Source organism: Pseudoalteromonas sp. PSi26 (genome assembly GCF_054960575.1).
On the sequence record NZ_JBHNYT010000002.1, the window covers coordinates 248,726 to 270,876 of the forward strand.

22 protein-coding genes are annotated in these 22,151 nt (G+C 39.0%); all 22 read left to right on the plus strand.

The genetic code is table 11. The annotated features are described in order from the left end of the window. Positions 1 to 67: 67 nt before the first annotated feature. The 22 genes from ACFI34_RS03175 to ACFI34_RS03280 all read left to right on the plus strand — a co-directional run bounded on the left by ACFI34_RS03175 (position 68) and on the right by ACFI34_RS03280 (position 22,038). A complete protein-coding gene (locus tag ACFI34_RS03175; RefSeq protein WP_006792696.1) occupies positions 68 to 1,000 on the plus strand; it encodes a chemotaxis protein CheV in 933 nt (310 codons plus the stop codon). Between the two features lie 20 nt (positions 1,001 to 1,020). After that, positions 1,021 to 1,851, plus strand: a complete 831-nt coding sequence (locus ACFI34_RS03180) for a CheR family methyltransferase (protein WP_462672382.1) — start codon at positions 1,021 to 1,023, stop codon at positions 1,849 to 1,851. Between the two features lie 141 nt (positions 1,852 to 1,992). Continuing rightward, positions 1,993 to 2,400 carry a flagellar basal body rod protein FlgB gene (flgB, locus tag ACFI34_RS03185; RefSeq protein ID WP_219421641.1) on the plus strand — a complete coding sequence of 136 codons (408 nt, stop codon included), beginning with the start codon at positions 1,993 to 1,995 and terminating at the stop codon, positions 2,398 to 2,400. A 5-nt stretch (positions 2,401 to 2,405) separates the two neighbouring features. Further along, the gene (gene flgC, locus ACFI34_RS03190; protein ID WP_006792699.1) at positions 2,406 to 2,837 is read left to right on the plus strand and encodes a flagellar basal body rod protein FlgC; all 432 of its coding nucleotides are present in this window, start codon (positions 2,406 to 2,408) and stop codon (positions 2,835 to 2,837) included. Between the two features lie 13 nt (positions 2,838 to 2,850). After that, the gene (locus ACFI34_RS03195; RefSeq protein ID WP_462672383.1) at positions 2,851 to 3,531 is read left to right on the plus strand and encodes a flagellar hook assembly protein FlgD; all 681 of its coding nucleotides are present in this window, start codon (positions 2,851 to 2,853) and stop codon (positions 3,529 to 3,531) included. Between the two features lie 59 nt (positions 3,532 to 3,590). After that, positions 3,591 to 4,955: a flagellar hook protein FlgE gene (gene flgE / locus ACFI34_RS03200; protein WP_462672384.1), complete on the plus strand. Its 1,365-nt coding sequence runs from the start codon at positions 3,591 to 3,593 to the stop codon at positions 4,953 to 4,955. A gap of 156 nt (positions 4,956 to 5,111) precedes the next feature. Beyond that, entirely contained in the window at positions 5,112 to 5,855 is a 744-nt protein-coding gene (locus ACFI34_RS03205) for a flagellar basal body rod protein FlgF (RefSeq protein ID WP_006792702.1), read from the plus strand. A gap of 20 nt (positions 5,856 to 5,875) precedes the next feature. Continuing rightward, positions 5,876 to 6,664, plus strand: coding sequence for a flagellar basal-body rod protein FlgG (gene flgG / locus ACFI34_RS03210; RefSeq protein WP_006792703.1), 789 nt, complete (start codon positions 5,876 to 5,878; stop codon positions 6,662 to 6,664). 15 nt (positions 6,665 to 6,679) lie between these two features. Beyond that, complete coding sequence (flgH, locus tag ACFI34_RS03215) at positions 6,680 to 7,363, plus strand: flagellar basal body L-ring protein FlgH (protein ID WP_006792704.1); 684 nt, start codon at positions 6,680 to 6,682, stop codon at positions 7,361 to 7,363. Between the two features lie 12 nt (positions 7,364 to 7,375). After that, positions 7,376 to 8,470, plus strand: coding sequence for a flagellar basal body P-ring protein FlgI (locus ACFI34_RS03220; RefSeq protein ID WP_006792705.1), 1,095 nt, complete (start codon positions 7,376 to 7,378; stop codon positions 8,468 to 8,470). 134 nt (positions 8,471 to 8,604) lie between these two features. Continuing rightward, positions 8,605 to 9,600, plus strand: coding sequence for a flagellar assembly peptidoglycan hydrolase FlgJ (flgJ, locus tag ACFI34_RS03225; RefSeq protein WP_462672385.1), 996 nt, complete (start codon positions 8,605 to 8,607; stop codon positions 9,598 to 9,600). Next, complete coding sequence (gene flgK, locus ACFI34_RS03230) at positions 9,601 to 11,604, plus strand: flagellar hook-associated protein FlgK (protein ID WP_462672386.1); 2,004 nt, start codon at positions 9,601 to 9,603, stop codon at positions 11,602 to 11,604. Between the two features lie 2 nt (positions 11,605 to 11,606). Continuing rightward, positions 11,607 to 12,839 carry a flagellar hook-associated protein FlgL gene (flgL, locus tag ACFI34_RS03235; protein WP_462672387.1) on the plus strand — a complete coding sequence of 411 codons (1,233 nt, stop codon included), beginning with the start codon at positions 11,607 to 11,609 and terminating at the stop codon, positions 12,837 to 12,839. A 334-nt stretch (positions 12,840 to 13,173) separates the two neighbouring features. Next, entirely contained in the window at positions 13,174 to 14,148 is a 975-nt protein-coding gene (locus tag ACFI34_RS03240) for a flagellin N-terminal helical domain-containing protein (protein ID WP_462672388.1), read from the plus strand. A 494-nt stretch (positions 14,149 to 14,642) separates the two neighbouring features. Further along, the gene (locus ACFI34_RS03245) at positions 14,643 to 15,611 is read left to right on the plus strand and encodes a flagellin N-terminal helical domain-containing protein (RefSeq protein WP_462672389.1); all 969 of its coding nucleotides are present in this window, start codon (positions 14,643 to 14,645) and stop codon (positions 15,609 to 15,611) included. A gap of 164 nt (positions 15,612 to 15,775) precedes the next feature. Further along, positions 15,776 to 16,750, plus strand: coding sequence for a flagellin N-terminal helical domain-containing protein (locus ACFI34_RS03250; RefSeq protein ID WP_058403528.1), 975 nt, complete (start codon positions 15,776 to 15,778; stop codon positions 16,748 to 16,750). Between the two features lie 86 nt (positions 16,751 to 16,836). Next, a complete protein-coding gene (locus ACFI34_RS03255; RefSeq protein ID WP_462672390.1) occupies positions 16,837 to 17,271 on the plus strand; it encodes a flagellar protein FlaG in 435 nt (144 codons plus the stop codon). 27 nt (positions 17,272 to 17,298) lie between these two features. Then, positions 17,299 to 18,705: a flagellar filament capping protein FliD gene (fliD, locus tag ACFI34_RS03260; RefSeq protein ID WP_462672391.1), complete on the plus strand. Its 1,407-nt coding sequence runs from the start codon at positions 17,299 to 17,301 to the stop codon at positions 18,703 to 18,705. Between the two features lie 41 nt (positions 18,706 to 18,746). Next, a complete protein-coding gene (gene fliS / locus ACFI34_RS03265) occupies positions 18,747 to 19,175 on the plus strand; it encodes a flagellar export chaperone FliS (RefSeq protein ID WP_006792714.1) in 429 nt (142 codons plus the stop codon). A 1-nt stretch (position 19,176) separates the two neighbouring features. Continuing rightward, complete coding sequence (locus tag ACFI34_RS03270; RefSeq protein WP_238530323.1) at positions 19,177 to 19,440, plus strand: hypothetical protein; 264 nt, start codon at positions 19,177 to 19,179, stop codon at positions 19,438 to 19,440. Further along, positions 19,433 to 21,553: a motility associated factor glycosyltransferase family protein gene (locus ACFI34_RS03275; RefSeq protein ID WP_462672392.1), complete on the plus strand. Its 2,121-nt coding sequence runs from the start codon at positions 19,433 to 19,435 to the stop codon at positions 21,551 to 21,553. Before ACFI34_RS03270 ends, ACFI34_RS03275 begins: the two co-directional genes overlap by 8 nt. A gap of 5 nt (positions 21,554 to 21,558) precedes the next feature. Then, positions 21,559 to 22,038 carry a GNAT family N-acetyltransferase gene (locus ACFI34_RS03280; RefSeq protein ID WP_462672393.1) on the plus strand — a complete coding sequence of 160 codons (480 nt, stop codon included), beginning with the start codon at positions 21,559 to 21,561 and terminating at the stop codon, positions 22,036 to 22,038. Positions 22,039 to 22,151: the final 113 nt, after the last annotated feature.

Sequence of the window (22,151 nt, forward strand, 5' to 3'; positions counted from 1 at the left end):
TGTGTAGCTTTGTATATGTAGGAAGCAATTATCGTTCCGTATTATTTGTTTTCTAAAGGAGATTTTAATGGCAGGCATTTTAGACTCAGTAAACCAGCGTACTCAGTTGGTTGGCCAGAACCGCCTAGAATTACTATTATTTAAACTCAGAGGGCGCCAGCGTTTTGGGATCAATGTATTTAAGGTAAGAGAAGTCCTTCAATGTCCTCCGCTTACTAGTATGCCAAAATCGAATTCTTATATTCGTGGTGTTGCACATATTCGTGGTCAAACTATTTCGGTTATTGATTTATCAATGGCGGTAGGTGGACGTCCAATCGATAACATCAAAGACAGTTTTATCATCATTGCTGAATATAATCGCTCAGTGCAAGGCTTTTTGGTCGGTGGTGTTGAACGTATAGTTAATATGAACTGGGAAAAAATAATGCCACCACCTTCTGGTGCCGGACGTTATTCATATCTAACCGCCGTTACTGAAATAGAAAACGAGCTAGTAGAAATATTGGATGTTGAAAAAATATTAAATGAAATTTGCCCTGTTAACACAGAAGTAAGTTCTGAAGTTGCTGAAAGTGGTGACATTCAAAAAGATTTAGGTGAACGAATTGTATTTATTGCGGATGACAGTGCGGTTGCGCGAAATCAGGTAAAACGAGCACTTGAGCCGCTGGGTGTACAAACTGAGTTGGCTAAAAATGGCAAAGAAGCCCTCGTAAGATTAAAAGAAATTGCCAAGCTAGATTGTCAAACAGATATTACAGAACGTGTTGCTTTGCTTATATCTGATGTTGAAATGCCAGAGATGGACGGCTATACATTAACAGCAGAGATCAAAGCAGACCCTAAACTTGCCCCTTTGCATGTCATTTTGCATACATCACTGAGTGGTGTATTTAACCAAGCAATGATTGAAAAGGTTGGGGCTGACGATTTTATTGCCAAATTTAACCCTGATGAATTAGCCACGGCGGTTAAAAAATGGGTTCATTGTGAATAATCAAAACAGGTGCTACTAATTTGAATAATAAAGACTTGCAGCAAAATGAATACGATCAGTTCCGTTCGTTTTTAGAACAGCAATGCGGTATTGTTCTTGGTGAAAACAAGCAATACCTGGTAAAAAGTAGACTTGCGCCCCTTATGGCTCGTTTTGATGTAGGGTCGTTATCTGAACTTGTTAACAAAACACTCGGGCCGCATGAGAGGCAATTGCGCGCGGCTGTTGTTGATGCGATGACTACAAACGAGACTCTATGGTTCAGAGACCAATACCCCTTTGAACTACTTCAAAACAGATTGTTTCCTGAGTTTAAAGATTTAAGGCGGCCTGTAAAAATTTGGTCTGCAGCTAGTTCGTCTGGTCAAGAGCCTTACTCTATTGCTATGTCGGTTGCTGAATTTCAATCTAAGCAGCCTGGTGTATTAAAAATGGGTGCTCAGATCATTGGTACTGATATTTCTAACACCATGCTAGACATGTGTAAAAATGGCGAGTATGACGCGCTAGCTTTGGCGCGAGGGTTGTCTGCAGAACGTCGAAAAAAGTTTTTTACAGACAGCGGCAATGGTATGGCAAAAGTAAACGATACATTGAAAAAGCAAGTGAGTTTTAGACACTTAAATTTACTAGATTCGTATGCGTTAATGGGTAAATTCGATATTATTTTTTGTCGCAATGTACTTATTTATTTTTCTCCTGAGGTAAAAGCCAAAATTATCAAACAATTTGCGCAAGCACTTAATCCTAAAGGTTATTTATTTTTAGGGGCTTCAGAGTCAATGGCCGGATTAAGTGATGAATTTGATATGGTTAGATGCAATCCTGGTATTATCTACCAAAAGAAGTAACCCCTCTTTCTTTCCTTTAAAACGACACACAATGTGTCGTTTTTCATTTTAAATCATTCGATTACAAAAAATATAATCACTCAATTATAAATGGCTTATTTATTGCTTCATTCACACTAAGTCAATTTTTTGGAGATGGTTATGGCTATCAGTTTTGATAAAGCTTTAGGTGTGCATCAGCATACTATGTTGATCCGTTCACAACGAGCAGAAGTGCTAGCAAGTAATATTGCTAATGCTGATACGCCGGGCTACAAAGCAAAAGATATTAATTTTGCCTCAGCGTTAAAAGCGGCAAAATCCCACCAGCAAAGCGGCAATACAATGGTAACCACTAATGAAAAACATATAGGTGGTGGTACCCGCAGTGTGGGTGGTGTTGAATTATTTCGTACGCCAAATCAAACAGATACAGGTGATGGTAACTCAGTGGATGTGCAAGTGGAACGGAACTTGTATACACAGAATGCGATGGAGTATCAGGCCAGCTTACAATTTTTAAGCGGCAAGTTTAAAGGCCTGAATAAAGCCCTCGGTAGTCAAGGATAATAATTATGAGTTTATATAACGTTTTTGATATTGCTGGTTCTGGTATGAGTGCACAAAATGTGCGTTTAAATACTACAGCGAGTAATATTTCGAATGCTAATACAATTAGCTCTTCTCAAGACAAAACGTACCGAGCGCGACAACCTGTATTTGCTGCAGAGCTTACCAAAGCTTCTGAGTCGGTAAGTAACAATCAGGGCTCCTCTGTTGGTGTTAAGGTACTGGGCATTGTTGAAAGCAGTGCACCACTGCAGATTGAATACAACCCTAATCACCCGAGTGCGGATGAAAATGGTTATATTTACAAACCCAACGTTAATGTTGTAGAGGAGATGGCTAACATGATTTCTGCCTCTCGCTCTTATGAAACAAACGTGCAAGTTGCAGATGCAGCTAAGCAAATGTTAAGTAAAACTCTGCTGCTAGGTCAGCGTTAACCGAGGGTAGGTTATGAGTAACGATATTAGTACATCTTCATCCTATTTAGACTCTTTACGGTGGCAAGATACAACACCTACTTCAAATGAAGAAAAGAGCGATGCGTTAACTCAAGAAGATTTCTTCTCGTTGTTAACTCAGCAATTATCTTTTCAAGATCCGAGCAAGCCCGCGGATAACGATCAAATGATTGCACAAATGACCAATTTCACGATGGCTGAAGGTATCTCAAACCTTAATAGTAATTTTGAGTCACTTGCAGCTTCGATGACATCTAACTCAGCTTTACAAGCGTCAACATTAGTTGGGAAGCAAGCATTATTAGAGTCAGATTCTTTAGATTTAAATGCAACTGGTGAAGCAAAAGGTTCAGTGGTTGCAGAAAGCCCTGTAGAGAGTTTAACGCTTCGTATAACAGATGAATCGGGACAACTTGTAAGAAGTATTGAACTAGGATCGCAATCTGCTGGTGCAATACGTTTTGCTTGGGATGGTAAAAACGAAGCGGGTGAACGTTTACCGGAGGGTGAATACAATATAGTGGCCGAAGGGAGCACCAACGGTGAATTTTCAAGCCTTCCTATTGCTACGTTTAAAAATATTGAAAGTGTAAATATAAATGGTGCTAATGGCATCATTATTAACACTAAAGAAGGTGCGGTTAGGCTGACTGATGTCGCAGAGATCGCGTAATAGAGTTTAATAATATTTCGCCTGTTTGCAGGCTGTATTTAATAGGTTAGAGGTCAATTATGAGCTTCAATATTGCATTAACAGGCATAGCTGCCGCACAAAAAGATTTAGATGTTACCGCAAATAATATTGCGAACGTTAATACAACCGGTTTCAAAGAGTCACGTGCTGAGTTTGCAGATGTATATGCCTCTTCAGTGTTTAGTTCTGGTAGAACTAAAAATGGTGACGGTGTTCAAACTACTATGGTTGCCCAGCAATTTCACCAAGGTTCGCTGCAATTCACTAATAACTCATTGGATTTAGCCATTACAGGCGAGGGCTACTTTGCGATGAGCCAAGATTTGGGCGCACAAGATTTTACCTACACGCGAGCAGGCGCTTTTAAATTAGATAAAGATAACTTTGTTGTTGATGCTAAAGGGAATTATTTGCAGGGGTTTCCAGTTGATGAAGCAACGGGTGATACAACGTCTGTAAGTTTGAGCACGTCGTCTGCATTGCAAATTCCAGATTCATCGGGCTCACCACGTGCAACGGCTAATGTATATAGTTCATTTAACTTAGATTCACGTGCAGATGCACCTTCAATTGTCTTCGACCCAGAAACGAGCGCTTCATATAATAGTTCTACATCAACAACGGTTTATGATTCTCTGGGTGAGCCTCATGTACTACAGTTTTTCTTTGTTAAAACTGATTCTGCAGTAACGGGGAATGACAATGAATGGGAAACTTACGCTACTTTAGATGGCAAATCATTTAGCCCCGCAGGTGTTGAAGAGACTGCTGCTCCCTATACACCGTTATCAACATTTCAATTTGACTCAAGTGGTTTACCAACCTCTACAGATGGTGTCGCTAACACCGGGACTACCTTTAATCCATTAACAGTTCCAGGTGGTGCAGGTGCAGCAGTCGGTTTATCAGATGTGCTTACAAATGGCGCAAGTTTTCCAGATGATATTGATATTAATTGGCGTGATGAAGCCGGCACTACAAATAAAGTACCTACTCAGTACGCAAGTCGATTTGAAGTTAAAGCGCTAGACCAAGATGGCGCTACGGTTGGTCGTTTAGCGGGTATTGATATTGGTACCGATGGTAAAGTTGTTGCCTCTTACAGCAACGGTGATTCTACATTCCTTGGTCAAGTTGCTATGGTGCGTTTTTCAAATTCACAAGGATTACAACAAGTTGGTGATACTGCTTGGAAAAAAAGCTTAACGTCAGGTGAGCCAATTGCTGGTGAACCAGGTTCAGGTACTTTAGGTTCAATAAATTCATCAGCACTAGAGCAATCAAATGTGAATTTAACGAATGAGTTGGTTGACCTAATTAGTGCTCAGCGTAACTTCCAGGCTAACTCTCGTGCGCTTGAGGTAAACTCAACACTACAACAGGCAATTTTACAGATTCGTTAATTTAATACTTAACACCATTTTTAAGGGCTGCTTTTTCAAGTGGCCCTTCTTATTTCACTTCATTTAGTTTGTTTTATAACCATTTCACATCATTTCCTATTGTGGCATCTATTTTGCATTTCTTGTGTATAGAGATTTTTAATATGAGTCGATGCTATGGACAAAATGGTCTACATTGCGGCCTCAGGCGCTAAACAAAGCCTACAGGGGCTGGCCCTTAAAGCCAATAATTTGGCGAATGCGAATACTACTGGATTTAAGTCAGACTTTGCACAAGCTCGCTCTATGCAGGCTTTTGGTGAAGGGTTGCCATCACGTGTGTTTTCTATGCAAGAGCGCCCAGGTTCTAATATGACTTCTGGCGGCATAGTCGAAACAGGCAGAGACCTCGATATTGCAATGAGTGATAACGCATGGTTAAGCGTGCAGGATGCCTCAGGCAATGAAGCTTATACCAAGGTGGGTACATTAAATATTACCGCTGAAGGTATGTTAATGACCAGCCATGGTCGTCAAGTAATTGGCGAAGGCGGGCCTGTCATTTTACCAGTACCGATCGAAAAAATTGAATTTAGTGAAGACGGCGCAATTCAAGTTCGCCCGCAGGGGGCGCCTGCTACATTTTTAGAAGAAGTTGACCGCTTGAAGGTGGTTGAAGCTAATAGTTTTCAACTAGAAAAAGGGAACGATGGTTTATTTAGGCCTAAAGCAGGAGAGGTTGTTGATACTTCTGCCAATGTCAAAGTTTTAAGCGGTACCTTAGAAATGTCTAATGTGAACCCAGTTCACGAAATGGTCGATATGATCAGCCATCAACGTCAATTTGAGTTACAAGTAAAACTGATGAAAACAGCTGAAGATCTTGATAGATCACAAGATCAGCTGATGCGCATAGTTTAACTTTAAATGAGGACACGATTATGAATCCAGCATTGTGGATCAGTAAAACGGGGCTAGACGCTCAGCAAACCGATATTTCGGTTATATCAAACAATTTAGCGAATGCCAGTACGGTAGGCTATAAAAAAAGCCGCGCTATTTTTGAAGATTTACTTTATCAAAATATTAACCAGCCAGGTGGGCGCTCGTCGCAAGACACTGAAATGCCGTCTGGTTTAATGCTAGGTGCCGGTGCAAAAGTAGTGGCTAACCAAAAGAACTTTTCTCAGGGTAATATGCTAACCACTGAAAATTCATTGGATTGGATGATTTCAGGGCCTGGCTTTTTTGAAGTATTACAACCCGATGGCAATATTGCTTATTCTCGTAATGGGCAGTTTACTACCGATGGTGATGGTCGAATTGTAACGTCTGGTTCTGGTTATGTAGTGCAACCAGAAATGAATGTTCCCGATGATGCGCAATCAATCACTATTTCACAAGATGGTGAGGTATCTGTTCGTATTTCAGGTCAAGCCGACAATGTTGTGATTGGCCAGCTTACAATTAGTGACTTTATTAATCCATCGGGCCTTGAGCCTGTAGGGCAAAATCTTTATACCGAGACGGCAGTAAGTGGCGCGCCTGTGCAAGGTAATCCGGGTGTAGAAGGCTTAGGCACAATTATTCAGGGCTCACTTGAAACATCAAACGTAAATGTAACTGAAGAACTGGTTAACCTAATTGAAACGCAGCGTATTTACGAAATGAACTCTAAAGTTATTTCGGCTGTTGACGAAATGATGAGTTACATCAATCAGCAATTATAAGGTGTAGGGGGAATTATGCGTCATTATATGTTATTTGCGGTAGGTACATTATTTTTAAGTGGCTGTGTTTCAACACAAAATAGTGATGTTGTTCAAGATGACCCCTATTATGCGCCAATGTATCCTGAACCAAGTATGGAACCCGTAGTTGCAACGGGTTCGTTATTTAATACTAATGTCTCAAACGACTTATACGCAGACAGAAAAGCACTGCGTACTGGTGACATTATTACTGTAAATTTACAAGAGTCTACTCAAGCTACTAAAGCAGCTAAAACAGAAACCGATAAGCAATCTGATGCAAGCCTAGACCCTGTCATAGGGCTCGGAGGCCTTCCGGTCAATATAGGCGGCGATAGTATCCAGTTTGGCATTGGTAGTGACGCCTCTTTTACGGGGGATTCTAAATCAAATCAATCAAACAGCTTATTTGGCAATATTTCAGTCAATGTTATGCGTGTTTTACCTAACGGTAACTTAGTGATTCGCGGTGAAAAGTGGTTAACGTTAAACACTGGTGAAGAATTTATTCGTTTGGAAGGTTTAGTACGCCCGCAAGATGTGAGTTCTGATAATACAGTTGAGTCAAACCGAATAGCCAATGCGCGTATTCAGTACTCTGGCAAAGGGCAAACGCAAGAAGCGCAAAGTGCAGGTTGGTTAACACGCTTTTTCAGCAGCTCGATTTTTCCTTTTTAGAGGGCATTCGTTATGAATGTATTAAAGTTAATTTGTTTAATCACGCTAATAGGTTGTCAATTTTCGGCACATGCTGAGCGTATTAAAGATATTTCTATGGTCGAAGGGGTTAGATCGAACCAGTTGGTAGGTTATGGCTTAGTGGTTGGTTTACCCGGCACTGGTGAGCAGAGCCGCTTCACTCAGCAAAGTTTTAAAGGCATGTTAAGCAATTTTGGTATTTCGCTACCTGCAAATTTAAGCCCTAAAATTAAAAACGTTGCTGCCGTTGCTGTACATGCTGAATTACCCGCATTTAGAAAGCCAGGACAAACAATTGATATAACCGTTTCATCTATAGGTAGTGCGGGTAGTTTGCGCGGTGGTACGTTATTACAAACATTTTTAAAAGGGGCTGATGGCAATGTATATGCCGTAGCTCAAGGTAGTTTAATAGTGGGAGGCTTAGGTGCTCAAGGCGCTGACGGCAGCCGTGTTGTTATTAATACCCCAACAGTTGGCCGCATTCCAAATGGCGCAACAGTAGAGCGTGAAGTTAAAAGTCCGTTTATGCAAGGCGATTTTATTACGTTTAACTTAAACCGCCCTGATTTTACAACGGCAAAACGCCTTGAAAAAACAATTAACGATTTAGTCGGGCCTAACAGTGCAAAAGCAATTGATTCTGTGTCTGTTCGTGTGATTGCCCCTCGAGATGCTTCTCAACGCGTATCTTATTTATCAACGCTTGAAAATCTTGAATTTAAACCTGCAGATATGTCTGCAAAAATTATTGTTAACTCGCGTACAGGCACCATTGTGATTGGTAAAAATGTTAAGTTACAGCCTGCAGCAATAACACATGGCGGGTTAACTGTAACCATTTCAGAGCAACAAAATGTGGCTCAACCTAATGCATTAGCTGAGGGAGAAACCGTTGTAACGCAGCAGTCAATTATAGATGTAAATGAAGATGATTCGCGTGCATTTGTGTTTAACCCGGGTGTTAGTTTAGACGATTTAGTTCGTGCTATAAACGAGGTAGGCGCAGCGCCTGGCGATTTAATGGCTATTTTAGAGGCCCTTAAAGAAGCCGGGGCAATAAACGGCCAACTTGTTGTTATTTAATATTTATTAAGCTTTAGCAAAGCCTTTGCTAAAAACTTTGCTAAAGCTTCCCGTTTACTCCCTCATTCATATTTCCAATCTGGCTTAATTTTTGCATTTTAAATTGTATTATTCATTATTGTGTCAAAAAGCTGATGGAAACTAATCATCTAGACAAACAAAACTTTTTTGATTTAGGCAATTTAGATTCACTTCGTAAAGAAGCCTTAAGCGGTGGTGATGCATCGACCGATGCATCTAAAGCCGCTCTTAAAAAAGCAGCTGCGCAATTTGAAGCTATTTTTACCCAAATGCTACTTAAAAGTATGCGTAAAGCTAACGAAGCGTTTGAAGACAAAGAAAGCCCACTTAACTCAAGTAGCGTTAAGTTTTTTGAAGACATGCATGATCAACAATTATCAACTGAGCTTTCATCAAATGGGTCTTTAGGCCTTGCTGATTTAATTGTCCAGCAGTTATCGCCAGACGGCAAAACTTTTATGCCAGGTTCTGTTTTGAGAACCACCAATGACTTTTTAAGTGATATGCGTGCGGGCTCTTCGCTTCCTCATACCCAAAATAAAGAAAAAGCTGCTGTTAATGTTCAAAACGATAAAACCGATTCTAAAGTGCCTGAAGCTCCTTCAGCGCCATTCGAAAGTACTGAAGAATTTGTCACTACAGTATGGGAACACGCTCAAACAGCAGCACAAAAAATTGGCTTAAACCCAGCAGTTATGGTTGCACAAGCCGCACTTGAAACAGGTTGGGGTAAGCACATTATTAATAAAAGCGACGGTAACAGTTCAAATAACTTATTCAATATTAAATCAGATAAAAGCTGGGATGGAGAAAAAGCAAACAAAGTAACCCTAGAGTTTGAACAAGGAACGCCTGTTAAAAAACAAGCAAGCTTTAGAGCTTATGACTCAATAAAAGAGAGCGTAAACGACTTTGTTGATTTTTTAACCCAAAACCCACGCTACCAAGAAGCATTACAAAATACAGCTAAGCCAAGCGAGTTTTTAGATTCATTACAAAAAGCCGGCTACGCAACGGATCCTAATTACGCGGACAAGATAAAAAAAGTACTTAACAGTGCTCAATTAAAAGATGTTGCAACAAGCGTAATTCGCCAAGGAGTAAAGTAAATGTCGTTTAACTTATTAAACATTGCCAGTTCTGGGGTTAGAGCTAACTCTGAACTACTGCAAACGACAAGTAAAAATATTGCGAATGTAAATACTGAAGGCTACGTGCGAGAGCGCACTGAGCATACAACTATGGTCGATAACCAGGTAGGGAAAGGAGAAACCTATCGCTTGTTAAACCAGTTTGCCCAAGAGCAACTCAACAGAGATACCTCTAATAAAACGTTTTTTGATCAATTTGTTACAGAGTCAAACCGCGTTGATAGTTTATTTTCAGAAGATTCTAATAGTTTATCTACTAGTATAAATTCATTGTTTAATAATGTTCAGGAGTCGTTAAATCAGCCTTCGTCTACCGTTGCTCGCTCGCTGGTAATGACGGATGCTGAAAATTTAGTGAATCAAATGGACAGACTCTCAGGCATTGTTTTCGATCAGAAAAATATTGTAAATGAACAGCTAGACATATTTACAGAAGAGGCAAATGGCTTAATTCAAAAAATTGGTACATTAAATCAAGATATTGCTGCTGTTAACGGCACTAATAACCAGGCTGATGCAAGTTCTACTTATAATGAACGCGATAAGGCAATCCGTGATTTATCAGAACTTATTGATATAGAAACACTGGATGGCCCAAATGGTGAAAAACTTGTATTTATGGGTACCGGTGAAGCGGTTGTAATGCAAAATGGCTCGTTTAATTTGTTTTCTATGCGTGGCGATCCTGATCCAAACTTTAAAGAACTTAGGTTAGATGTTAATGGGGGCAAGGCAGTGCCGCTTGAAGTTGATGTATCTAAATTAAAGGGAAAAATTGGTGGATTACTGGCATTTAGAGACGATGTGCTAGTCCCTGCTCAAAATCAAATTGGCCAAATGGGTTTAGTAATAGCCGATTCTTTTAATGAACAAAACAAGCTGGGTATGGACGCTAATGGAGAGCTAGGGGGTAATATTTTTAATATTCCTACGGTTGGTGGCTATGCTTATACCGCTAATACGGGTAGTTCAAGTATGACTGCAACCCTTGAAGCTGGTAAGGGCAGTGAATTGCCTGCAAGTGACTTTATAATTACTTATACCAGTGCTTCAACGGTCGAAATTCAGCCAGTAGATAATAAAGGTGAACCGCTAGGCACAGCATCGACAGCAAATATAACCGCTGGCGTCATTGATTCATCAACAATCACGAGTGGCGAATCGTTTGGTTTAGAAATTAATGTAGCTGGCGCTGCTAATGCAGGTGATCAGTTTCAAATAAAGCTCAACTCTGAGTCGGCGGCAAATATGTCTTTAGCAACCACTCGTGGTGAAGATTTAGCGCTTGCAGCACCAATAAGAACAGCAAACGATATAGACAACATAGGAAATGCCACCATTACGGTTGGTGAGGTAAGTGATGTTACTACTGGTAGCTTTACAACGTCACCGGCAGGTCTTACAAATGGCCCTATTAGTGTTGTTAAAACCGCTAATCTAAATGAATACACAATAAGTGATGGTGTAAATACCAGTACTTTTACAGCAACTTTGCCAGCAAAAGACATGTTACAACAGGCTGGTGGTGGCTTTGAACTGTATGGTTTTGACTTTGATATAGAAGGCAGCCCTGAAACCGGCGATACATTTACGCTTGAGTTTAACCAAGGTGGCTTTGATGATAACCGTAACGGACAAAAGTTAGCGGGATTACAGCAAGGTGAATTAGTGCGTCAAAATGTTGTTAGCGGTACAAATTCAGACAACCATAAAACATTTAACCAAGCTTATGCAGGATTAGTAAGCGATATAGGCGTGGTAACTAACCAAGCAAAAACGAATGGGGAAGCATTTGAAGCGCTTGCTCAGCAATCTGAAGCCTGGTATGAATCGCTTTCTGGCGTAAATCTTGATGAAGAGGCTGCCAATTTATTACGTTTTCAACAGTCTTATGCGGCTTCTGCGCAAGTACTTGCAACTGCTCGTACTGTTTTTGACACTATATTAAGTGCTGCGAGGTAATTATGCGCTTATCAAACAATTTGATGTACCAAAGTAGTTTAAATTCAATTTTGAACAATCAACAAAATGTTAGTAAGGCTCAAGAGCAAGTTAATACTCAAAAGCGCGTGTTAACGGCGTCGGATGATCCTGCAGCGGCTTCCCGCGCACTTCAATATACCGATAGAATACAGAGTAATGAGCAGTACAGTAAAAATATAACCATGCTTAATAGCCGCTTGAATATAGAAGAAGGTGCACTTGAAAACATTAAAAGCGCATTAGAGAGAGCGCATACTTTGACCATTCAATCAGGAAATGGTGTTTATAGTGCAGCTGACAGAGAGGGGCTTGCGGAAGAAATTAAGGCGCTTCAAAGTACAGTACTTGATTTAATGAACTCTAAAACTGAAGACGGGAAATACATTTTTTCTGGTTATCAGGATAATACACAGACTTACTCGCTCGATTCATCCACCGGTTTATATGTTTACGGCGGCGACCAAGGTCAGCATATGATTAAGATAGCTGAAGGGGTTGATATTAAATCAAGTGATAATGGGTTTGATGCCTTTGAAAAAGTGGATGCGCGTTTAGATGTTGTTTCTAACGATGGAGTTGTATCGGGCGGTATTACAAGTTCTAAGGTGTATGTAACGGAGCAAGGTCAATTTGATACGTTCCATAAACAGAACTATAACCCAGATCCAGCGGCTGCCGCAGGTGCTAATACACTAAATGTGATCACTACGGCGGGATCACCTAATACTTATCAAATAGAGCAAGCAGGGACAATACTAGCAACCGGTAACATCAACGACTCTGTTATTAAGTTTGCAGGTATGGAGATAAGTGTTACGCCAGTTTCGACAGGCCAAATTGATATTACGCTTGAAGCGCCTAAAAAAGAAAATGTGCTTAACTCTATGAGTGAGCTAATAGCGGGCCTGACTAACCCTGCTTTAACTGAAGAAGAATTTGAGCAAGTCATTGCTGACTCGCTTGTTCAAATTACGAATGCAAAAAATAATGTGTCTCTAACCCAAGCTGGACTGGGTGGACGAATCAATACAGCAGAAAAAGTACTGCAATCAAATACAGATTTAGATATTAATAACAAATCAGCACGATCTGACTTGGTTGATATAGATATAACAGAAGCAATAACTGAGTTAACCAAACAAGAAACAGCACTTCAGGCATCACAGGCAACCTTTGGCCGTTTAGCAAACCTTTCATTGTTTGATTACTTATAATTAAACTCAGAGTAAGGCAATACTTTGCCTTACTCTGTAAAAATCTTCGCTTTGAATAAATCCTTCTTTTAAATAAACTACTTACCTCATCAATAAAAGCACTTTAAAAACATTTATAATGGTGTTTTTATTTAGTGGTGACTTTAAATTGTTTTTATTTTAATTATATAAATTCAACAGGTTAAAAAATAAATTTGATTTTTTTAAAAAAAAGCTAAAGGATTTTTTTTCTAGACCGATAACTTAATTAACCAAGCACAGCGTTGAAATTACAACCACTGCTTAATCTAGTAAGTTTGAGAGTAAATGATAAGTTTACTTTAGGAGAGACATCATGGCTTTATATGTAAATACAAATGTTAGCGCGTTAAACGCACAAAGACAATTAAACAACTCAGGTAATGCACTTGATACATCATTCCAACGTTTATCATCTGGTATGCGTATCAATAGCGCAAAAGATGATGCGGCAGGCCTACAAATTTCTGACCGTCTTACATCACAAGTAAATGGTCTAAATCAAGGTAACCGTAACGCGAATGACGGTATCTCTCTGGCTCAAACGGCTGAGGGTGCACTTGATGAAGTAACATCAATGTTTCAACGTATTCGTACACTTGCACAACAAGCATCTAATGGTTCAAATACTGATGAAGATCGTCTAGCAATTCAAGAAGAGATTCGTTCATTATCATCAGAAGTTAACCGTGTTGCCGAAGATACAACTTTCGGTGGTCAAAACCTTCTTGATGGTTCTTACAAAGCAAGCTTCCAAGTTGGTGCTGATGCGGTACAAACTATCGGCTTCAGTATGAAAGATGTGGGTACTACTGCTAGTGGTCCAAACTCAATCTCTGCAAACGGCGGTTTTACATTATCAGGTATTGCAGGTGTTGCTAGTAACTTAACGGGTAAAGGCTTAACAACTTTAGCCGCTGGTGTTTCCGATATTTCTGGTGCAGCGGTAGCGGGCACAGATGACTTTGACACTAAATTTAGAGCTGACACAATAAGTGTATCTACCCAAGGTAATGCGCAATTTGTTTTAGCAGGTATGGATTCGTTAATTGCAGTTGTTGATAAAAAACGTGCAGAGCTTGGTGCGGTTCAGAACCGTTTTCAATCAACAATTCGTAACCAATCGAATATTTCTGAAAACTTATCAGCTGCGCGCTCACGTATTAAAGATACAGACTTCGCAGCAGAAACGGCAAACTTAACTAAGATGCAGATTTTACAACAAGCAAGCCAAACAATTTTGGGACAAGCTAACCAGCGCCCACAGGCTGCACTTAGCCTACTAGGTTAATAAAGCTTTACAATTAGATTAGTCAATTTATTGGCGAAGAAGAAATGAAAGCGCCTCTGCTTAATGGGGTATTAACAAAGGCGCTATAGGATTTTGCCAGCGGAGGCCTTAATCCAAATTGTTCTAACATTTGTAGAACACATATGTACTAGCATAAACTATGCCATTAGTTTATGTCAGTCACCCACTCTCAAACTTATCATATCATAAGGCCCTAAACGGGCCTTATTCTTTTATTATACTACTGCAGCCTTTAAACCGCCCAATTTTAAATAAGAGCCATGTATAACAGGTTTCCAGTCTTTAATAGTCTTTAAGATAAAGTTGGCCTAATGCTTGCTTTTGTCTTTGTAAGTTTATTTTTAACTTACAAAGTGGCAGATAGTTGCCCCTAGGCAGAGTATACCGCCTACATATCTAGTCACTTTGTCAAATTCCCACTTTCTTTGAATGAGATAGTGACCTAACTTTGACAGATAAGAAGAGAGTTTATTATGGCTTTATATGTAAATACCAATGTAAGTGCGATTAATGCGCAAAGGCAGCTTGAGAGAAGTGGAGGTGACTTAGATACGTCATTTAAACGCTTATCGTCAGGTCTTCGTATAAACAGCGCTGCAGATGATGCTGCGGGTTTGCAAATCTCAGATCGTTTACAGTCGCAAATATTAGGCCTGAATCAAGGTAACCGAAATGCGAATGATGGTATCTCTTTAGCACAGACTGCTGAAGGTGCAATGGATGAAATTACCTCTACTTTTCAACGTATTCGAACGCTTGCTCAACAGGCGTCAAACGGCTCTAATACAGATGAAGATCGACTGGCTATCCAAGAAGAAATCCGTCAATTATCTGATGAAGTAAACCGTATTGCTACTGATACTACTTTTGGTGGTCAAAATCTACTTGATGGTAGCTATTCTGCAAGCTTTCAAATTGGTGCTGATGCGGTTCAAACAATCGGGTTTAGCATGCAGGATGTAGGTGGTAGTGCTAACACAATTTCTGCAAATGGTGGTTTTACAATGTCTGGTATTGCAGGGATTGCATCTGCAGTTGCAGGAAAAAGTATGTCTACTTTTGCGGCCGGAATAAGCGAAATTGGTAGCGGTAGCATTACAGCTGCAACTGCTAGTTTCACAAGTATGGTTGCTGCAGAAATTAGTGTATCTACTCAGGCTAATGCACAGCAAGTATTTGCAGGTATGGATGCAATGATTGCTGTAGTTGATAAAAAGCGTGCAGAATTAGGTGCGGTACAAAACCGCTTCCAATCAACAATCCGTAACCAAGCGAATATTTCTGAAAATTTATCTGCTGCTAAATCGCGTATCAAAGACGCTGATTTTGCAATGGAAACGGCTAACTTAACTAAAAATCAGATTTTACAGCAAGCAAGTCAAACTATTTTAGGGCAAGCTAATCAGCGTCCACAGGCCGCACTTAGTCTACTTCAGGGCTAATAAGATCACAGCTAGTCGAAATTAAATACAAATAAAGCTAAAGCTTTCGCTTAAATGGACGATATATGATTTAGAGGACTAAAAATCCAGGACTCTAAATCACGGATAATAGCAGGGTAGGGGTATCCCGTTATTGTCTATCGAACTTTGAAGCGGAGGCTATCATGGCTTTATACGTAAATAGTAATGTGAGTTCTTTGAACGCACAAAGACAATTAAGCAAATCAAGTAACGCATTGGATACTTCATTCCAACGTCTATCGTCAGGTATGCGTATCAACAGTGCAAAAGACGATGCTGCAGGTATGCAGATTTCAAACCGTTTATCATCACAAGTGAATGGTTTAAATCAAGGTAACCGAAATGCAAACGATGGTATTTCACTTGCACAAACAGCTGAAGGTGCGCTTGATGAAGTAACATCGATGTTCCAACGTATTCGTACATTGGCTCAACAAGCATCTAACGGTTCAAATACAGATGAAGATCGTTTAGCGATTCAAGAAGAAATTCGTTCATTATCGTCAGAAGTTAACCGTGTTGCAGAAGATACAACATTTGGTGGTCAAAATTTACTAGATGGTAGCTATGATGCTAAATTCCAAGTTGGTGCAGACGCTGTGCAAACTATAGGTTTTAGTATGCAAGATGTGGGTACTACGGCAAGTGGCCCTAATTCTATTTCAGCAAATGGTGGATTCACATTATCAGGAATCGCAGGTGTTGCAAGTAACTTAACGGGTAAAGGCCTGACTACATTAGCTGCTGGTGTTTCTGATGTTTCTGGTGCGGCAGTTGGCGCTACAGATGACTTTGATACAAAATTCAGAGCAGATACAATTAGCGTATCAACACAGGGTAATGCACAGTTTGTTCTAGCAGGTATGGACTCAATGATTGCTGTAGTTGATAAAAAACGTGCGGAGTTAGGTGCTGTTCAAAACCGTTTCCAATCAACTATCCGAAATCAGTCAAATATCTCAGAAAATTTATCGGCTGCAAAATCACGTATTCAAGATACAGATTTCGCACAAGAAACAGCTAACTTAACTAAGATGCAGATCTTACAACAGGCTAGCCAAACAATCTTAAGCCAAGCAAATCAGCGTCCACAAGCAGCGTTATCGCTTTTAGGCTAATTGATTTGAACTATGAGCCACTTTAGACTAAGTAAATAGTTCAAATGTGGCTTATAGTCTTAATATATGTTTCGAGGGCAGCCGAGATGATTGATTTAAATTCTACACAAAAAACAATAGATGGGCTCAGTGTTGTAAATACATCTATAACTAAAGACGCGGTAAAAGAAGAAAAGCTTGAAAAGGGGACAGCTTTAGCAGCAAGAGAAGCTGTTGATTTGAAGAATGCTCAAAACCTTAAGGATCAAGAAGAGCTAGAAGGTAAAGAAGATAAAGAATTGTTTGTCGAAGTTAAAGACAATCTAGAGAAGCTAAATGAGTATATCCCAATAACATCAACTAATTTAAAATTTGAGTTTGATGATGGTGGAGATCTTCCTATCATTAAAGTGCTTGATAAAAGCAACGATGAAGTAATTAGAGAAATTCCTACCGAAGAGTTCAGGGAAATAGCTAAAGCTTTAGACGAATTTGCCGATAAATTAACTAATAAAGGTTTGCTGTTTAATAAAACAGTTTAGCCATTTACAGCTATTTAGGATTATATTATGCCTCTTATTACATCTGCGGGTATTGGTTCAGGTCTCGATTTAGAAAGTATTATTTCGGCGTCAGTCGATGCTGAAAATGTACCTAAAATGAATGCCTTTGCAGCAAAGGATGAGGCGCTTCAAGTCGAATTATCAGCGATAGGTGAAGTTAAATCTGCTTTATCGCAGTTACAAGATACAATTGAAAAATTAGCAGACCCAGATAATTTCAATAAACGAGTTGCTAATATAACCCAGCCAACAAGTGATGACGGAGACTTGATCTCTGTTACACCTACCTCAGATATCACACCAGGCGATTTTAAAATAGAAGTAGTTGCAATTGCTCAAGGGAGTAGAGCTTTATCTGAAGATGGGTTATTTGCTACTAATGAAGACGTAGTGAGTGTTTCAGGTGGTACATTATCGTTTTCAGCAGGCCCTGATAAATCTTTTGATTTAACCTTAGACGCCGGTGCTACTCTCTCTGACTTACGTGATGCGATAAACGACTCTGACAGTAATTTTGGTGTTACGGCAAATATTATTAACACCGGGACCGAAGCGAAGCTTGTTTTGACTTCTACTGTGACAGGCACTGGAAACGATCTTGTTATTACAAACGATAACGCTGAACTCGATAATGTATCCACTTTAGCAAATGCGGGTGGTGCAGGCGGCATTGGAATAGCAGCAGAAAACACCGCAAAAGATGCAATTATTAAAGTTGATGGTATTACCATAACAAACGACACAAATACCTTTAAAGATGCTGTACAAGATATGACGATAACAGCAAAACGTGAAAGTGTTGACAATGAAACTGCCAAACTTTCAGTCGATTTTGACCGAGAAAGTGCGACAACGTTAGTTGATGAATTAATTACAAATTATAATAATGTTATAGGTCAACTAGGGTTTCAGTCACGCATAGGTAAGCCTTTAAATAGTGACTCGACTATTCGCTCTCTTAGTTCGCAATTAGTGAATGCTTTATCAACAAGTTTAACAGATGCGGGTCCCTTTGAGAGTATTTTTGATATTGGGCTTGGAGTTAATAAAGAAGGTTACTTAGAGAAGTCGACTTTAGTCAGAAGCTTGAATGACGCGTTAGATAATAATTTTGATGATATTGGCAAGGCTTTTGCAGGTGAAAATGGTATAGCCTCAAAGTTTGAGGAGCTACTAAATAATTATGTCGACACAAACGGCATAATGAAGCAGCGAGAGGACAGTTTAAATGGACAAATTTCTGAGTTAGAAGATGATGTAGAAAATCATCAATTTAGAATGGAGTCTTTGGAAGCTAGGCTACGAGAACAATATGCAGGGTTAGATGTACTGCTTGCTCAAATGCAATCAACGCAAACTTACTTGAGTGCACAACTGGCAAGCCTTCCAGGGTTTACCCGTTCAGATAGTTAACCATAAAGAATTGATTTAGCAATAAAATATACAGGTGAATTATGTACAACGCTAAAGTAAAGAATTATCAAAAAGAAGCCTTAAAAACGCGAGTTGCAGGGGCTGATAGGTATGAAATTATTCAAATGCTAATGGCTGGTGCAGTTGAGAAAATGGTTTTAGCGAAAGTGGCGATTGAAAAAAAGCACTTTGAGGCAAAAAGTGAGCATATCTCAAAAGCATCAGCAATAATCAATGCATTACGCGGTTGTTTAGATTTTGACGCTGGTGGTGATGTGTCAACAAATCTCTATTCACTTTATACTTATATGGATGAGCGTTTACTGGATGCGAGTATAAAAAACGACCCAGAAATAATTACTGAAGTATCGAACCTATTAAAAGAAATAAAATCAGCGTGGGATGCAATTCCACATGATGTAAGAGAGCAGACGTTATCTGAAAACGGTATCGATGCAAATGTTGGATAAAATGGAATCTTTGATATCGCAGCTTGAAGCTGCGATTGATGAGCCAAACCTAGAAAAAGCCCTCAATTTAGACCGCAAGCTTCTTGACGAAATAAAAGCGACCGATCAATTATCCCTACATGAAAATGCTACTTATTTTCTATCAGTCGCCGCAAGGCATCAAAGTGTATTGAATAAAGTCGACGATTTAAAAAAACAGTCCTTTAAAAATATTACTCAGTTTAATAAAAATCAAAAGAATATTAAGAAATATCAAAATGTCTAAAAATGATCTGCAAAGTGCTCAAGAGTCAATAAATGAGATTGAAGAGACTCTCAATTCAATTTCGCAAAAACAACAAAACGAAGATGCTTTTGTAGATAAAGCCAATATTACTTTTGACAATAATATTCTAGCGTTTAAAAAGTATTTTCCTGATATTGCCGAGAAATTTAGTTCACATCAGCCAAGTAGCAAATTTAACTTATTTCTGAATTCAAATGGCTCAGCCAACTTTATTGACTACGACACTGGAGTGCCTATTTATAGCGAGGATCCTCATAAGCAGTCTAGCGAACAAATAAAAAGTATGCTTGAAAACCCGATCATTGGTAAAGTTGACCATAGCCAATTAGAGTTTTTAAAAAATGAGACGGGTTTTATCCATATTGATTTAATGGCTGAAATTGGCGCTATATACAATGAAACTCAACAAGCCCTTACTCCAACAAAATCCGTTGCTGAATTTATACCTAGTGCAATAATATTTGGTGTTGGCTTAGGTTATCATTTAGATAATATGTTCGGTTCTTTTAATGCAGCTTATATAAGTATTTTTGAACCCAATGAAGATTATTTTTTTGCAAGTTTATTTACATTTGATTGGGCTAACTTTCTCAGCAAAGTAGATGAAGCTGGAAGTTATTTATACTTTTCGATCGGTGTCCCTGAGCAAGAAATGTATGAAGCTTTGCATTTAAGAGCTGGAGAAATTGGTGCGTTTAGTGTTGCAAGTGCACTTTTTTTTCAACATTACCCCTCTGAAGCTGTAAATAAATTAATTAATGAGTTTAAAGGTAATTATCATCAATTTTTTATGGGGTGGGGCTTTTTTGATGATGCACTATTAAGTGTTGCTCATTCAGTGGATAACTCTTTAAAACCTATAAATCTACTACAACCAGCAAAAAAGATTTCAGAAGCTTACAATCATTTCCCTATTTTTATCGTCGCTAATGGTCCGTCATTAGATAATGACATCGATACGATTAAAAAGTTACAAGATAAAGTCATTATTGTTGCTTGTAACTCTGCTACAACAGCGTTGCTCAAGCAAGGCATAACACCAGATTTTCATGTTGCACTGGAAAGGACAAAAGCAACTGAAGACTTCTTGACCGCGTTTATCCCAGAGCATATACGCCAGAAAATAAACTTGCTCGTTCTCAATGTAATGTACCCCAAGGTTTTAGATTTATTCGGCTGGTGTGGAGTAGCATTGAAAAGTAACGAAGCGGGTACCTCTTTATTTCATATATCTGAGTTTTTAAATAATGGCAGGATCACATCAACAATAGGGTTTAGTAACCCCTTGGTTGGTAATACCGCGCTGAGCTTTTTTGGTAGTATGGAGTTCAAAAATATCTATCTTTTCGGAGCAGATAACGGTTATAAAGACCCTAATCACCATCATTCAAAAGGCAGCTATTATTACTCGGGTGAGGGGGAAACGATACATGCGCCCTTGAAGATGGGTGGTGAACTCATTGTGCCTGGTAATTTTGGCGAAAGCATCATAACAGATCACTTTATGCATACTGGTAAAGTGCAAATGGAACGTTTTTTAGAGTCTAAACTCGATGCAGGGATAAATTGTTTCAATTGCAGTGATGGCGCTGCCGTTAAGGGCAGTATGCCCTTGAGATCGGATGATATTTTACTAGAAGAATTTAGTTTTTCTAAAAATGAAGTTATTGAACATATAAAAACTCAGCCATTTTCTGCAGTAGATAAAAACGTGTGTTTGACAGACTATTTAGATTTTGATGAGTTTGAGCAGCTATGTAACACAATGGTTGAGATACTTGATGGTCCAATTTTAAATCGAACTGAAGCTTTAAAGCAGTTACTTGAGAGTTTAAGGTATTTGTTCTCATTTAAAAACCATCCAAGATACACACATCTTTATCTGCTACTTGAAGGTGAGTCGCTTTACGTTACCTCTGTACTTATTTCGTTACTTTATAACTTTGGTGATGAGACAACGATAGTACCTTACTATGAAAAAGCTAAAACACTTTGGCGAGATTTTATTGCTGATGCTCCACAGCAATACAGAGACCGTTGGAATGAGTTAAGTGATTACAGCTTCGATTACTCAAAGCCTTCGGTGAGCTAGTCAATATGCAGATTAAGAGTAAACGATTCGTTCTTTCACTCTTAACTGAGGCTAATGCAACATATCGCTACCTCAGCTGGTTTGACGATAGTCAAGCTAAAGAGTTTATTAGTTATACATCGTCATCTTTAGACGAATTGAAGGACTATATTAAAGCTAAAAATAATGACCCAGCAGCTATTTTGTTGGGCATTTTTACTGATGGTGAACACATCGGCAATATAAAGTATGAACCTATAGATTTAGTTAATAAAACCGCAACAATGGGGATTTTATTAGGTGAGGCTCAGTGGCGTGGTAAAGGTGTTGCAGCTGAGGTTATTTCTATAAGTGCAGATTACTTGGCAAAAAACTTTCATATCGAAACAATTATACTTGGTGTTGATAAAGGTAATACACCTGCAATTTCTGCTTATAAAAAATTGGGCTTTGAAATTAGCGAACAAACTGACCATGGTTTGTTTATGAAAAAATCACTTCTATAAAAAATATCTATTCTTCCTAAGTCTTTTTTTTAAATTGCCGATAAGTTATTAGAGCGTAAGCGAAATTTCATTATAATAGTTAATAAATAATTTAAACTTATTATTCCTAAGGA